At 57.2% G+C, this 14,136-nt stretch carries 11 protein-coding genes; 7 read left to right on the top strand and 4 right to left on the bottom strand.

All coding sequences use genetic code 11. The features are described from left to right. Window positions 1-125 precede the first annotated feature (125 nt). From celB to ACWKXX_RS06110, 3 genes are read left to right on the top strand one after another with little or no spacing between them, the layout of a single operon-like run. Window positions 126-1,445 carry a PTS cellobiose transporter subunit IIC gene (gene celB / locus ACWKXX_RS06120; RefSeq protein WP_032619279.1) on the top strand — a complete coding sequence of 440 codons (1,320 nt, stop codon included), beginning with the start codon at window positions 126-128 and terminating at the stop codon, window positions 1,443-1,445. Window positions 1,446-1,448: 3 nt separating this feature from the next. After that, window positions 1,449-2,405, top strand: a complete 957-nt coding sequence (locus ACWKXX_RS06115; RefSeq protein WP_261666081.1) for a N(4)-(beta-N-acetylglucosaminyl)-L-asparaginase — start codon at window positions 1,449-1,451, stop codon at window positions 2,403-2,405. Next, on the top strand, window positions 2,405-3,823 hold the full coding sequence (locus tag ACWKXX_RS06110) for a leucyl aminopeptidase family protein (protein ID WP_261666500.1): 1,419 nt from the start codon (window positions 2,405-2,407) through the stop codon (window positions 3,821-3,823). The genes ACWKXX_RS06115 and ACWKXX_RS06110 overlap by 1 nt, the downstream gene beginning before the upstream one ends. A gap of 86 nt (window positions 3,824-3,909) precedes the next feature. Here the strand turns inward: ACWKXX_RS06110 and ACWKXX_RS06105 are convergent, their stop codons facing one another. The 4 genes from ACWKXX_RS06105 to ACWKXX_RS06090 all read right to left on the bottom strand — a co-directional run bounded on the left by ACWKXX_RS06105 (window position 3,910) and on the right by ACWKXX_RS06090 (window position 8,363). After that, the gene (locus tag ACWKXX_RS06105) at window positions 3,910-4,611 is read right to left on the bottom strand and encodes a DnaA inactivator Hda (protein WP_211482948.1); all 702 of its coding nucleotides are present in this window, start codon (window positions 4,609-4,611) and stop codon (window positions 3,910-3,912) included. A 96-nt stretch (window positions 4,612-4,707) separates the two neighbouring features. Continuing rightward, complete coding sequence (gene uraA, locus ACWKXX_RS06100) at window positions 4,708-5,997, bottom strand: uracil permease (protein ID WP_003860558.1); 1,290 nt, start codon at window positions 5,995-5,997, stop codon at window positions 4,708-4,710. A gap of 82 nt (window positions 5,998-6,079) precedes the next feature. Further along, the gene (upp, locus tag ACWKXX_RS06095; protein WP_003860560.1) at window positions 6,080-6,706 is read right to left on the bottom strand and encodes a uracil phosphoribosyltransferase; all 627 of its coding nucleotides are present in this window, start codon (window positions 6,704-6,706) and stop codon (window positions 6,080-6,082) included. Window positions 6,707-6,932: 226 nt separating this feature from the next. Next, on the bottom strand, window positions 6,933-8,363 hold the full coding sequence (locus ACWKXX_RS06090; RefSeq protein WP_015572190.1) for a 6-phospho-beta-glucosidase: 1,431 nt from the start codon (window positions 8,361-8,363) through the stop codon (window positions 6,933-6,935). 266 nt (window positions 8,364-8,629) lie between these two features. Here ACWKXX_RS06090 and purM point away from each other — a divergent pair, with 266 nt between their 5' ends. The 4 genes from purM to ppx all read left to right on the top strand — a co-directional run bounded on the left by purM (window position 8,630) and on the right by ppx (window position 14,136). Next, window positions 8,630-9,667: a phosphoribosylformylglycinamidine cyclo-ligase gene (purM, locus tag ACWKXX_RS06085; RefSeq protein WP_017383509.1), complete on the top strand. Its 1,038-nt coding sequence runs from the start codon at window positions 8,630-8,632 to the stop codon at window positions 9,665-9,667. Continuing rightward, window positions 9,664-10,305 carry a phosphoribosylglycinamide formyltransferase gene (gene purN / locus ACWKXX_RS06080; RefSeq protein WP_006811493.1) on the top strand — a complete coding sequence of 214 codons (642 nt, stop codon included), beginning with the start codon at window positions 9,664-9,666 and terminating at the stop codon, window positions 10,303-10,305. Before purM ends, purN begins: the two co-directional genes overlap by 4 nt. 228 nt (window positions 10,306-10,533) lie before the next feature. Beyond that, entirely contained in the window at window positions 10,534-12,594 is a 2,061-nt protein-coding gene (gene ppk1, locus ACWKXX_RS06075; RefSeq protein WP_017692942.1) for a polyphosphate kinase 1, read from the top strand. Between the two features lie 3 nt (window positions 12,595-12,597). Then, window positions 12,598-14,136, top strand: coding sequence for an exopolyphosphatase (gene ppx / locus ACWKXX_RS06070; protein ID WP_003860570.1), 1,539 nt, complete (start codon window positions 12,598-12,600; stop codon window positions 14,134-14,136).

Raw genomic sequence — 14,136 nt, 5'->3', positions numbered from 1 at the left:
CTTATGAGATTTATATCAGAGCAGCGAATGCTTTGTGACCGATTTCACCTTTCGCTCGCCACGCTTCACTGATAATCCACAGACATAACATAAACAACACCTCTCAATCTTGTACGGAGTTCACAATGAACAATGTTCTGGGATTTCTTGAAGCAAAACTGATGCCGCTGGCGGCGAAAACGGCCCAGCAGCGTCATCTTGGGGCCATTCGCGGCGCCTACGTGTCATTCATGCCGTTTATTATCGTCGGCTCCATTCTGCTGGTGATCTCCTCCTTCCCGAATCAGGCCTATCAGCAGTTTATGTCTCAGGCCTTTGGTGAGAGCTGGAGTGCAATTATAGAGATCCCGTTTAACGCGGTGTTCTCAACCATGTCGCTGTTTATCAGCTTCCTGGTGGCCTACCGCCTGGCTGAGCATTATGGCGAGGACCGCATCTCCTGCGGCATCCTGGCGCTGGTCGCGTTTCTGATCCTGACGCCTTTTATCAAAGTGGCGGAAAACGGCGGCATTACCGTGATGCCGGTAGAGTGGATTGGCAGCAAAGGGCTGTTCGTGGCGATGATCGGTTCCCTGCTATGGACGGAACTGTTCTGCTGGCTGAAGCGCAAAAAGCTGGTCATCAAAATGCCGGACGGCGTGCCTCCGGCGGTGCAGGAGTCATTCGCGGCCCTGATCCCGGCCCTGCTGGTAATGATTCTGGTGCTGCTTATCCGCATCATCTTTGAAAACACCCACTACCACACCATCCACCAGTTTATTTATGAAGTGGTTGCCACCCCGGTACGCCACTACGGCACCTCTTATTTCGGGGCGCTGATGACCGTATTCAGCATCACCATTCTGTGGTCAGTGGGCATTAACTCCGGTTCGATGATCAACGGAATTATTCGCCCGCTGTGGATGGAGAACCAGACCGACAACATCGCCGCGATCCAGGCGGGAACGACGCCGCCGCACATCATCACCGAACAGTTTTTTGACATGATCTGGATGGGTGGCGCGGGCGCCACGCTGTCGCTGGTGATTGCGATGCTGATTTTCGCCCGCAGCAAAAACATGCGCGAAGTCGCGCGCCTCGGTGCGGGCGCGTCGGTGTTTAACATCAACGAACCGATCCTGTTTGGCCTGCCGGTGATCATGAACCCGATCATGCTCATCCCGTTCAATCTGGTGCCGCTGGTGCTGGTCACCGTGCAGTATGCGGCGATGAAAATTGGTGCGGTCGCCGTCACCACCGGGGTGTTTATCCCCTGGACGCTGCCGCCGGTTATCAGCGGCTTTATCGTCACCGGGCACCTGAGCGGCAGCGTGATGCAGCTGATCAACCTGCTGATTGGCGCCATGCTGTACCTGCCTTTCATGCGTATCCTGGATAAACAGTACCGCGCCGCGGAGCTGACTACCGCTACGCAAACCGACACCACCCTTGCAAAACAGGAGTAAAGCATGTGGGGAATTATCGCAACCTGGCGAATGGCGCTTGAAGGCGTCACGGAAACTGCGTCTGCGCTGGCTGCGGGCAAACCTGTCGCTCCGGCGGTGGTGGATGCCGTCGCCGCCGTCGAGGACTTTCCGTTTTATAAATCCGTCGGCTACGGCGGGCTGCCGACCGAGAACGGCGAGGTAGAGCTGGACGCGGCCTATATGGACGGCGACACGCTGGCGTTCGGCGCCGTGGGCAATCTGGTGGATATCGCCAACCCGGTACGCGTGGCGCACGCGCTCAGCCGCCAGCGCTATAACAGCCTGCTGGTCGGCCAGGGCGCGCGCGAATGGGCGCTGAGCCAGGGCTTTGCCGACAAAACCATGCTCACGGATCGCGCCATGCAACACTACCGTAAGCGCTGCCGCGAAACGCTGGATAAGGGGTTAAGCCCCTACGACGGACATGACACCGTCGGTATCATCGGCCTCGATAAACAGGGATCGATGAGCGTCGCCACTTCCACCAGCGGCCTGTTTATGAAAAAACGCGGTCGCCTCGGTGACTCACCCATCATCGGCTCCGGCTTTTACTGCGACAGCGAAACCGGCGCGGCCACCGCCACGGGCGTCGGTGAAGATCTGATGAAGGGCTGTACCAGCTACGAAATCGTTCGCCGGATGGCGCAAGGGATGACGCCGCAGCAGGCGGCGGATTCGGTGGTGTTCGAACTGGAAGACAAGCTGATGTCGCGCTTTGGCCGCGCGGGCGATCTCTCCGTGGTGTGCATGAACAGCAAAGGAGAATTTGGCGCCGCGACCAACATCAAAACCTTCTCGTTTGTGGTGGCGACGGCTCGCCAGCCCCTCACCGTTTTCCGTACTGAACGCCTGCGGGAGAAAACGCACTATCACGCGGTAGATGAGGAGTGGATGCAGGCCTATGCCGCGCGGATCCGCGCACCGATTGAGGAGTCATGATGATCACATACCAGTTTATCAACGCGCTTTCAGACGCGAAGCCGCAAAGCCATTTGATTGCGCGCGCTGACAGTTCCCTGTTACCGGATAGCGCTCTTATCGCTGAAATGCGCCAGCAGAGCACCGTCGCGGACGCGCGCTTTGGCTGCGCGCCGTTTGCCCGCATCACCCTGTTTCCGGATGCGCTCTGGCATGACGCCCTGACCGAAGGGTTGCTCACCGCCCTGCGACCGCTGCTTGCCGCCCCCGCCAGCGCCGAACTCGTGCTGGACGTGACGGATATTGACGATGTGGTGCTGGCGCAGGTACTGCGTTTTCTCTTTAATCAGGCGCACAGGCTCAGTGACCTGAAGCTGAAGAAGACGGACGTAGCGCTGCGTCTTACCTGCATCACTGCCCTCTGCCTGCCGGAACAGCAGGCGAAGCTGGAGACGACCTTCCGCCAGCAGCAGGCCATTGCGCTCGGCATGGTTGCGGCGCGACGTCTGGCGGATATGCCGTCCGACCGCTGCACGCCGCAGTTTGTGGTGGATGAGGCGCAAAAACTGTGTGCCGCCAGCCCTGCCCTGCGGTGTGACGTACTGGATGAAACGCAAATCGTTGAGCAAGGGCTTGGGTTGCAGCACGCCGTCGGCAAAGGGGCGACCTGCCCACCGCGCCTGCTGGCTATTCACTATAACGGCGTGTCTGATGGCCCGGTGCGCTGCTACGTGGGAAAAGGCATTACCTTTGACACCGGCGGCCTGTGGCTGAAGGAAGGCGCGGGCATGTACACCATGAAATATGACATGTGTGGCGCGGCTAACGTGCTCGGGCTGATGCTGACCGTTGCGGAGCTGAAATTACCCGTGCGCATCATGGGCGTGCTGGCGCTGGCGGAAAACGCCATCGGCCCCGACGCCATGCAGCCCGGCACGGTGGCGATGGCCTGCAACGGCACCACCGTTGAAATCAACAATACCGATGCCGAAGGCCGGCTGGTGCTGGCAGACGCTATCGCCTGGGCGAGTCAGCGCCATCCGCAGGCTCACTATATCATTGATATGGCGACCTTAACCGGAGCGGTGGTGAAAGCGCTGGGGTATGAGCTGAGCGGGCTGATGACCCAGGATGAGCCGTTGCGTCAGGCACTGACGCTCGCGGGCAAACGAAGCGGCGACGAGGTGTGGTCCCTGCCGCTGGATGCGCGGCTGAGAAAGCAGACCGACAGCGCCATTGCCGATCTGTGCAACACGCCGACCAACAATGCGGCGATCAGCGCCTCGGCGGCGTGGCTGCTGCATCACTTCTGCCCGCCGACCATTCCGTGGGCGCATCTGGATATCAGCGGGACGGCGCTGTGGCGTGAGAACGGCAGAAGCGTGGCATCGGGAAGACCGATTCCGCTGCTGGTGGAGCACTTGTTGGGGGATCTTTAGCCGGGTGGCGGCTGCGCCTTACCCGGCCTACGTGGTATGACTGGTTTTCGTAGGCCCGGTAAGCGCAGCGCCACCGGGCAAAAAACTCAAAGCTTAAGAATATCTTTCACAAACGGAATGGTCAGCTTGCGCTGGGCGGTGATGGAGGCGCGATCGAGCTGATCGAGCGTATCAAAGAGCGTGCGCATCTCCCGATCCAGACGCTTGAGCAGGAAGCGCCCTACGTCTTCCGGCAGTTCAAATCCGCGCAGTCTGGCGCGCAACTGAAGTGCCTGGAGTTTGTCTTCATCCGACAGCGGTTGCAGCTTGTAGATTTGCCCCCAGTCCAGACGAGACGCCAGATCCGGCAGCCCCAGATTGAGCTGGCGCGGCGGACGATCGCCGGTGATCAGCAGCCGGGTTTTGCCCGACTCCAGAATGCGGTTGTAGAGGTTAAAGATCGCCATTTCCCACGGCTCATCACCCGCCACGCATTCGATATTATCGATGCAGACCAGGGAGAGATGTTCCATGCCCTCCAGCACCTCAGGCACAAACCAGGTGCGTTTATCCAGCGGCACATAGCCTACCGCGTCACCGCGCGCCGAAAGCTCCGCACAGGCGGCATGCAGCAGGTGGCTGCGTCCCGCGCCTTCGCGTGACCAGATATAGATGTATCCGCTGTGTTCCTGGCGCAGCACGTTTTGCAGTGCAGCCAGTAAAGAGGGGTTATCACCCGGCCAGAAACTCGCGAAAGTTTCGTCGTCAGGGAGATAAAGTGGCAGAGAGAGCTGTGCCGGTCCGTTCAGAAATACCTCAACCAGAGATCTTACATAAAATCGGAATGGAGTTTAACACGGAACCTGCAAGGAGAGAACCGGGCGATCCTTCGCCCGGCATGACGATCAATGTGGCGCTTTTTCGCTGTCGTCTGCGTCCAGCACCACCTCTTCCGGGCGGATCACCGAGATCAGCTTGAAAATCAGGCTCAGGCCGACGCCGACGATGGTCGCCAGCGCCATACCCTTCAGCTCTGCCGCGCCGATGTGCACCTTCGCGCCGCTCACGCCGATAATCAGGATAACGGAGGTCAGGATCAGGTTCTGCGCCTTGCTGTAATCCACTTTGGATTCAATCAGCACGCGAATACCGGAGGCACCGATCACCCCGTACAGCAGCAGGGAAACGCCGCCCATCACCGGAACCGGGATAATCTGGATCGCCGCCGCCAGTTTACCAACGCAGGAGAGCAGAATGGCGATGATCGCCGCGCCGCCGATAACCCAGGTGCTGTAGACGCGGGTGATCGCCATTACGCCGATATTCTCACCGTAAGTCGTGTTTGGCGTGGAGCCGAAGAAACCAGAGATGATGGTGGAGAAACCGTTGGCAAACATGGAGCGATGCAGACCCGGGTCACGGATCAGGTCGCGCTTCACGATGTTCGCCGTGACCACCAGGTGGCCGACGTGCTCAGCAATCACCACCAGCGCGGCAGGCAGAATAGTGAAAATGGCGAACCATTCAAAGCGCGGGGTGTAGAAGGTTGGCAGCGCGAACCAGTGCGCCTCGGCAATCGGGGTGGTATCCACAACGCCCATCACGAAGGAGAGCGCGTAGCCCGCCAGCACGCCGATCAGGATCGGGATAATCGCCATGAAACCGCGGAACAGCACGGAGCCAAACACCGTCACGCCCAGCGTCACCAGCGAAATAATGATGGTTTTAGAATCCGGTGACTGACCGTCCGCAGGCAGCAGCCCGGCCATGTTCGCCGCCACGCCCGCCAGCTCCAGGCCGATGACGGCAACGATGGCCCCCATGGCCGCAGGCGGGAACATCACGTCCAGCCAGCCGGTACCGGCTTTCTTCACGATGAAGGAGACCAGGCAGAACAGCACGCCGCACATGATAAAGCCGCCCAGCGCGACCTCATAACCCAGCGGCAGCAACAGCAGAACCGGGGAGATAAACGCGAAGCTCGACCCGAGATAGGCCGGGATTTTGCCTTTACAGATGAAGAGGTAAAGCAGCGTACCGATGCCGTTGAACAGCAGCACGGTAGCCGGGTTAATGTGAAACAGGATTGGCACCAGCACGGTTGCGCCAAACATGGCGAACAGGTGCTGCAAACTAAGCGGGATTGTCTGTAAAAGCGGCGGTCTTTCACTCACCCCGATAGCACGGCGCGTCATAGTGTTTTCCTCTGAGTGTCATTGTTGGTTTTTATTCAAAAAAAAGCCGACTATCAAAGTCGGCTTCTTTATCGTTATTCGATTATTTAGTACCAAAAATCTTATCGCCGGCATCGCCGAGCCCCGGGATGATGTACCCGTGCTCGTTCAGTCCCTGGTCGACAGACGCGGTATAGAGTTCAACGTCCGGGTGCGCTTTTTCCAGCGCCGCGATACCTTCCGGCGCCGCAACCAGCACCAGCACTTTGATGCTGCTGCACCCCGCTTTTTTCAGCAGGTCGATGGTGGCGATCATCGAACCGCCGGTCGCCAGCATCGGGTCAACCACCAGCGCCATACGCTCGTCGATGTTAGAGACCAGCTTCTGGAAGTACGGGACCGGCTCAAGCGTCTCTTCGTTACGGTAGATACCCACCACGCTGATACGCGCGCTTGGGACGTGCTCCAGTACGCCTTCCATCATGCCCAGACCCGCACGCAGGATTGGCACCACGGTAATTTTTTTACCTTTGATCTGCTCAACCTGTACCGGACCGTTCCAGCCTTCGATGGTCACTTTTTCCGTTTCCAGATCAGAGGTCGCTTCGTAGGTCAGCAGGCTACCCACTTCAGAAGCCAGTTCGCGAAAACGCTTCGTGCTGATGTCATGCTCACGCATCAGGCCCAACTTGTGTTTAACGAGTGGGTGTTTCACTTCCACAATCTTCATTCTCTTTCTCCTCTGAGGTGGCATCCGCAAAAAAATCGCGGGATTATACCGCTTTTTTCGGATTAGGCCATACCCATCTTGCTTGACGTATATCAAGCAAAGTGATTTAGAGACAAAAAAACCGGAGGCGAAGCTCCGGCTTGGGTGCGGGTTCTGCCCGGTGGCGCTGCGCTTACGCGGGCCTACGTGTAGTGTAGGTCGGGTAAGCGTTAGCGCCACCCGACAATTACAGGTTATCGCCGTTGCTGGCAATCACCTGCTTATACCAGTCGAACGATTTCTTCTTGCTGCGGTTCAGCGTGCCGTTACCTTCGTTATCTTTATCGACAAAGATAAAGCCGTAGCGTTTTTTCATCTCGCCTGTGCCGGCAGAGACCAGGTCGATACAGCCCCACGGGGTATAGCCCATCAGATCTACGCCGTCTTCCACCACCGCTTTTTTCATCTCGCGGATGTGTGCGGAAAGGTAGTCGATGCGGTACTGGTCGTTCACCGTGCCGTCGCTCTCCTGCACGTCGATCGCGCCAAAGCCGTTCTCAACGATAAACAGCGGCAGCTGGTAGTGATCCCAGAACCAGTTGAGGGAGTAGCGAAGCCCCACCGGGTCAATCTGCCAGCCCCAGTCCGATTTCTGCACGTACGGGTTAGAGACCAGGCTCTTGCTCTCGTCGTAGTCCAGCTGCGGATTGTCCGCCGTCGCTTTGGTGGCAAAAGACATGTAGTAGCTGAACCCGATGTAATCCACGCAGCCCTGCGTGAGCGCCACTTTATCTTCTTCGGTGATATCCAGCGCGAAGCCGCGACGTTCAAAGTAGTTGAGCAGATGCTGCGGATACTTGCCGCGCACGTGAACGTCGGTGAACCAGTAGCGACGATGCATGGCGTTCATCGCCATCATCATATCGTCCGGGGCACAGGTCAGCGGATAGATGGGGCACATGGCAATCATGCAGCCGATTTGCAGCGACGGGTTGATCTCGCGCCCCGCCTTCACCGCCAGGGCACTGGCCACCAGCTCATAGTGCGCCGCCTGGAACATCACCGGCTCGCGATCTTCTCCCGGCGCGTATTTCAGCCCGGAGTTGGTAAACGGCGCAAAGTCTTCGTGGAAGTTGGCCTGGTTGTTGATCTCGTTAAAGGTCATCCAGTACTTCACTTTATGCTGGTAGCGCTCAAAAACGACCTTCGCGAAGCGAACAAAGAAGTCGATCAGCTTACGGTTGCGCCAGCCGCCGTATTCCGTCACCAGGTGGAAAGGCATCTCGAAGTGGGAAAGCGTGATCACCGGCTCGATGCCGTGCTTCAGGCACTCGTCAAAAAGATCGTCATAGAATTTGAGTCCCGCTTCGTTCGGCTCCAGCTCGTCGCCTTTCGGGAAGATACGCGTCCAGGCGATGGAGGTGCGGAAGCATTTGAACCCCATCTCGGCAAAGAGTTTGATGTCTTCTTTATAGCGGTGATAAAAGTCGATGGCTTCGTGGTTGGGGTAATTTTTCCCCTCCAGCACGCCGTTGGTGATTTCACGCGGTACCCCGTGGGCGCCTGCCGTCATGACATCGGCAACGCTCACGCCCTTGCCGCCCTCTTTCCAGCCGCCTTCGAGCTGGTGCGCCGCAACGGCCCCACCCCACAGAAAACCTGCTTTAAATCCTGACATTCGCTATCCCTCATTCTGCGTTATTTTCTGCAAAAACAGTTACAGAAACCGGTTTCAGTTTGATGATGTGCAAAGGGGATAGCCGTTGCAAGCAGATCGCCGAAACCGGTTTCATTTTCGTGAACAGAGTCAAGTTTGTTGCCCTGGACAACTCGCACAGAAAAAAAGATCCCCGCGCCGAGAATAGGCTCGCAAACGTTTGCCTGGACTGTTAGAATTGCGCCGATTTTTCTTACTAGCTATGCAATCGCGTGGGGATTTAAGCCGTGACCAACAAAACTTCTCTCAGCTACAAAGATGCCGGTGTTGATATTGACGCAGGTAATGCGCTGGTTGACCGAATCAAAGGTGTGGTGAAAAAAACCCGCCGCCCGGAAGTGATGGGTGGCCTGGGTGGATTCGGCGCACTGTGCGCGCTGCCGCAAAAATATCGTGAACCTGTGCTGGTCTCGGGTACGGATGGTGTCGGTACAAAACTGCGCCTGGCGATGGATCTTAAGCGTCACGATACGATTGGTATCGATCTGGTGGCGATGTGCGTCAACGACCTGGTGGTACAGGGCGCCGAGCCGCTGTTCTTCCTCGATTACTACGCGACCGGCAAGCTGGACGTGGATACCGCAGCCAGCGTCATTAACGGTATCGCCGAAGGCTGCCTGCAATCCGGCTGTGCGCTGGTCGGCGGTGAAACCGCGGAAATGCCTGGCATGTATCACGGTGAAGATTATGACGTCGCAGGCTTCTGCGTCGGCGTGGTAGAAAAATCAGAAATTATCGACGGCAGCAAAGTGGCTGACGGCGATGTGCTGGTTGCGCTGGCCTCCAGCGGTCCGCACTCCAACGGCTACTCTCTGGTGCGTAAAATCCTCGAAGTGAGCGGTTGCGACCCGCTGACCACCGAGCTGGACGGCAAACCGCTGGCCGATCACCTGCTGGCCCCGACCCGCATCTACGTGAAAAACGTGCTGGAGCTGATTGAGAACGTTGACGTGCACGCCATCGCTCACCTCACCGGCGGCGGCTTCTGGGAAAACATTCCGCGCGTGCTGCCGGACAATACCCAGGCGGTGATCGACGCATCCTCATGGCAGTGGCCGTCCGTCTTCAACTGGCTGCAAACCGCAGGCAACGTGAGCTCTCACGAAATGTACCGCACCTTTAACTGCGGCGTGGGCATGGTTATCGCCCTGCCCGCCAGCGAAGCGGATAAAGCGGTTAAGCTGCTGACAGAAAAAGGTGAAAACGCGTGGAAAATCGGTACGATTAAAGCTTCCGATTCCGAACAGCGTGTGGTCATTGAATGAAAAACATCGTGGTGCTCATTTCCGGCAACGGAAGCAATTTGCAGGCAATCATAGACGCCTGCAAACAGAAGAAAATCAATGGCACCATTCGGGCAGTATTCAGCAACAAGGCCGATGCATTCGGCCTTGAGCGCGCGCGGGAAGCGAACATTCCTGCGCACGCGCTGGAAGCCAGCCAGTTCGCCGGGCGTGAAGCCTTTGACCGTGAGCTGGTGCAGGAGATTGACGCCTACGCGCCTGACGTGGTGGTGCTGGCAGGCTACATGCGCATCCTGAGCCCGGCTTTTGTTGCACACTACGCCGGACGACTGCTCAATATCCACCCTTCCCTGCTGCCAAAATACCCCGGTCTGCACACCCATCGTCAGGTGCTGGAGAACGGCGATGAGGAGCATGGTACCTCCGTGCATTTCGTCACCGACGAGCTGGACGGCGGTCCGGTCATTTTGCAGGCAAAAGTACCGGTCTTTGACGGCGACAACGAAGACGACGTGACCGAACGTGTGCAGACGCAGGAACACGCCATTTATCCGCTGGTGGTAAGCTGGTTTGTCGATGGACGTCTGGAGATGCGCAACGGCGCAGCCTGGCTGGACGGCGTGAAGTTGCCCCCGCAGGGTTATGCGGCTGAAGAGTAGTCTGTTTGAATTGCCCGGCGGCGCTTCGCTTGCACGGGCCTACGGTCCCGTAGGTCGTGGTAAGCGCAGCGCCACCCGCCCCCCCCTCCCCCAACCCTCTAAATTCCCCAACAAAAAAATAACTGTCATACTTTTCTGGCACTGTTGGACATATCGTGGAAATGCTCGCCATAATAAGGACGAGACGGATTTACCACGTCCTGTGATTGAACTGGAGTGTGAGCTGTAATGGGTCAGGAAAAGTTATACATCGAGAAAGAGCTAAGCTGGTTAGCATTCAACGAACGTGTACTTCAGGAAGCGGCCGATAAAAGCAACCCGCTGATTGAACGTATGCGTTTTTTAGGCATCTATTCCAACAATCTGGATGAGTTCTACAAGGTTCGCTTCGCCGAACTGAAACGCCGAATCATCATCAGCGAAGAACAGGGCTTGAACTCCCACTCCCGGCATCTGCTTGGAAAAATCCAGTCTCGCGTCATGAAAGCCGATCAGGAATTTGATGGCCTCTATAACGAGCTGCTGCTGGAAATGGCACGCAACCAAATCTTCCTGATCAACGAACGCCAGCTCTCCGCGAATCAGCAAAACTGGCTGCGCCACTATTTCAAACATTATCTGCGCCAGCACATTACCCCGATTCTGATCAACCGTGAAACCGATCTGGTGCAGTTCCTGAAAGATGATTACACCTATCTGGCGGTAGAAATCATTCGTGGTGAGACCATTAACTACGCGTTGCTGGAAATACCGTCTGATAAAGTCCCACGCTTTGTAAACCTGCCGCCGGAAACCCCGCGCCGGCGTAAGCCGATGATCCTGCTGGATAACATCCTGCGCTACTGCCTGGACGATATCTTCAAAGGCTTCTTCGATTACGACGCGCTCAACGCCTACTCGATGAAGATGACCCGTGACGCCGAGTACGATCTGGTGCATGAGATGGAGGCCAGCCTGATGGAGCTGATGTCTTCCAGCCTCAAGCAGCGCCTGACGGCGGAGCCGGTGCGGTTTGTCTATCAACGCGATATGCCGGACGCGATGGTGGAGATGCTGCGCGATAAGCTGACCATCTCCCGCTACGACTCCATTATTCCCGGCGGGCGTTACCACAACTTTAAAGATTTCATTGGCTTCCCGAACGTCGGCAAGGCCAATCTGGTGAACAAACCGCTGCCGCGCCTGCGCCATATCTGGTTCGATAAGTTCCGCAACGGGTTCGACGCCATCCGCGAACGGGATGTGCTGCTCTACTATCCGTATCACACCTTTGAACACGTGCTGGAACTGCTGCGTCAGGCCTCGTTCGATCCGAACGTGCTGGCGATCAAAATCAACATTTATCGCGTGGCGAAAGATTCCCGTATCATCGATGCGATGATCCACGCGGCGCACAACGGCAAGAAAGTGACCGTGGTGGTTGAGCTCCAGGCTCGCTTCGACGAGGAGGCCAACATCCACTGGGCGCGCCGACTGACGGAAGCGGGCGTACACGTCATCTTCTCCGCGCCAGGGCTGAAAATTCACGCCAAGCTGTTCCTGATCTCCCGTAAAGAGGGCGACGACGTGGTGCGCTACGCCCATATCGGTACCGGGAACTTTAACGAGAAAACCGCGAGAATCTACACCGACTATTCGCTGCTGACTGCCGATGCCCGCATCACCAACGAAGTGCGTCGGGTGTTCAACTTCATTGAGAACCCGTACCGCCCGGTGAGCTTCGATTATCTGCTGGTGTCACCGCAGAACTCACGGCGCCTGCTGTACGATATGATCGATAAAGAGATTGCCAATGCGCAGAACGGCTTGTCGTCCGGCATCACGCTGAAGCTCAACAATCTGGTGGACAAAGGGCTGGTGGACCGCCTGTACGCGGCCTCCAGCTCCGGCGTTCCGGTAAATCTGCTCATTCGCGGCATGTGCTCGCTCATTCCGGAACTGGAAGGCATCAGCGACAATATCCGCGTGATCAGCATTGTGGATCGCTATCTTGAACACGATCGCGTCTATATTTTCGATAACGCCGGTGATAAGCGCGTATACCTCTCGTCCGCCGACTGGATGACGCGTAACATTGATTACCGTATTGAAGTGGCGGCACCGCTGCTGGATCCTCGCCTTAAGCAGCGTATCCTGGACATTATCGAGATCCTGTTCAGCGATACGGTGAAAGCACGTTATATCGACAAAGAACTCAGTAATCGCTATGTACCGCGCGGCAATCGCCGTAAAGTGCGCTCGCAGCTGGCGATTTACGATTACATTAAATCACTTGAGCAATCCGATTAACCTATGCCAATAAACGATAATACCCCACGCCCGCAGGAGTTCGCCGCGGTCGATCTTGGCTCAAACAGTTTCCATATGGTCATCGCCCGCGAGGTGGATGGCGCGATGCAGATCATCGGTCGTCTGAAGCAGCGTGTGCATCTGGCCGATGGTCTCGACGCGCGTAACATGCTGAGCGAAGAGGCCATGGAGCGCGGGCTGAACTGTCTGTCGCTGTTCGCAGAACGTCTGCAAGGCTTTTCGCCGTCCAGCGTCTGCATCGTCGGGACGCATACGCTACGCCAGGCGCTGAACGCGCCGGAGTTTCTTAAGCGCGCGGAAAAGGTTATCCCCTACCCGATTGAGATCATCTCCGGTAACGAAGAAGCGCGCCTGATTTTTATGGGCGTGGAGCATACGCAGCCGGAAAAAGGCCGCAAGCTGGTGATTGATATCGGCGGTGGTTCCACGGAACTGGTGATTGGCGAAGACTTCGAGCCGCGTCTGGTGGAAAGCCGCCGTATGGGCTGCGTCAGCTTCGCGCAGATGTATTTCCCGGGCGGCGTCATCACCCGCGAAAACTTCCAGCGCGCGCGCATGGCCGCCGTACAAAAACTGGAAAATCTGGCCTGGCAATACCGTATTCAGGGCTGGAACGTGGCGCTGGGCGCATCGGGTTCGATTAAAGCGGCCCATGAAGTGCTGCTGGCAATGGGTGAAAAAGACGGGTTTATTACGCCTGAGCGCCTGGTGAAACTCACCGAAGAGGTGCTTAAGCATAAGAGCTTCGACGCCCTGAGTTTGCCGGGTCTGTCCGACGAACGTAAAGCCGTGTTCGTACCGGGGCTGGCGATCCTCTGCGGCGTGTTTGACGCGCTGGCGATCAAAGAGCTGCGCCTCTCTGACGGCGCCCTGCGTGAAGGCGTGCTGTATGAGATGGAAGGCCGTTTCCGTCATCAGGATATTCGCAGCCGCACCGCGCAGAGCCTGGCCAACCAGTACAACATCGACCGCGAACAGGCGAAACGGGTGCTCGAAACCACGGTTCAGATGTACGAGCAGTGGGAGGAGCAGAATCCGAAGCTGGCGCATCCGCAGCTGGCCGCGCTGTTGAAATGGGCCGCCATGTTGCACGAGGTGGGGCTGAACATTAACCACAGCGGAATGCATCGCCATTCAGCCTATATTCTGCAAAACAGCGATCTGCCTGGCTTCAACCAGGAGCAGCAAACCATGATGGCGACGCTGGTGCGCTATCACCGCAAAGCCATCAAGCTCGACGATCTGCCGCGCTTTACGTTATTTAAGAAAAAGCAGTTCCTGCCGCTCATTCAGCTGTTGCGCCTGGGCGTGTTGCTCAATAATCAGCGACAGGCAACCACCACGCCGCCGACGCTGAAGCTAAAAACGGATGACTATCACTGGACGCTGAGCTTCCCGCACGACTGGTTTAGCCAGAACGCGCTAGTGCTGCTGGATCTGGAAAAAGAGCAGCAGTACTGGGAAGCGGTCACCGGCTGGCTGTTGAAGATTGAAGAAGAGAGTTCTGAGGCGGCAGCGTAA

The sequence above is a fragment of the Enterobacter sp. UPMP2061 genome, from assembly GCF_053709615.1.
This window is presented reverse-complemented; position numbering and strand designations above follow the sequence as displayed.

Coding starts and splice junctions, on each gene's coding strand:
- celB (WP_032619279.1), top strand. CDS start 126: ATGAACAATGTTCTGGGATTTCTTGAAGCAAAACTGATGCCGCTGGCG.
- purN (WP_006811493.1), top strand. CDS start 9,664: ATGAAAAACATCGTGGTGCTCATTTCCGGCAACGGAAGCAATTTGCAG.
- uraA (WP_003860558.1), bottom strand. CDS start 5,997: ATGACGCGCCGTGCTATCGGGGTGAGTGAAAGACCGCCGCTTTTACAG.
- ACWKXX_RS06115 (WP_261666081.1), top strand. CDS start 1,449: ATGTGGGGAATTATCGCAACCTGGCGAATGGCGCTTGAAGGCGTCACG.
- ACWKXX_RS06110 (WP_261666500.1), top strand. CDS start 2,405: ATGATCACATACCAGTTTATCAACGCGCTTTCAGACGCGAAGCCGCAA.
- ACWKXX_RS06090 (WP_015572190.1), bottom strand. CDS start 8,363: ATGTCAGGATTTAAAGCAGGTTTTCTGTGGGGTGGGGCCGTTGCGGCG.
- ppx (WP_003860570.1), top strand. CDS start 12,598: ATGCCAATAAACGATAATACCCCACGCCCGCAGGAGTTCGCCGCGGTC.
- upp (WP_003860560.1), bottom strand. CDS start 6,706: ATGAAGATTGTGGAAGTGAAACACCCACTCGTTAAACACAAGTTGGGC.
- ppk1 (WP_017692942.1), top strand. CDS start 10,534: ATGGGTCAGGAAAAGTTATACATCGAGAAAGAGCTAAGCTGGTTAGCA.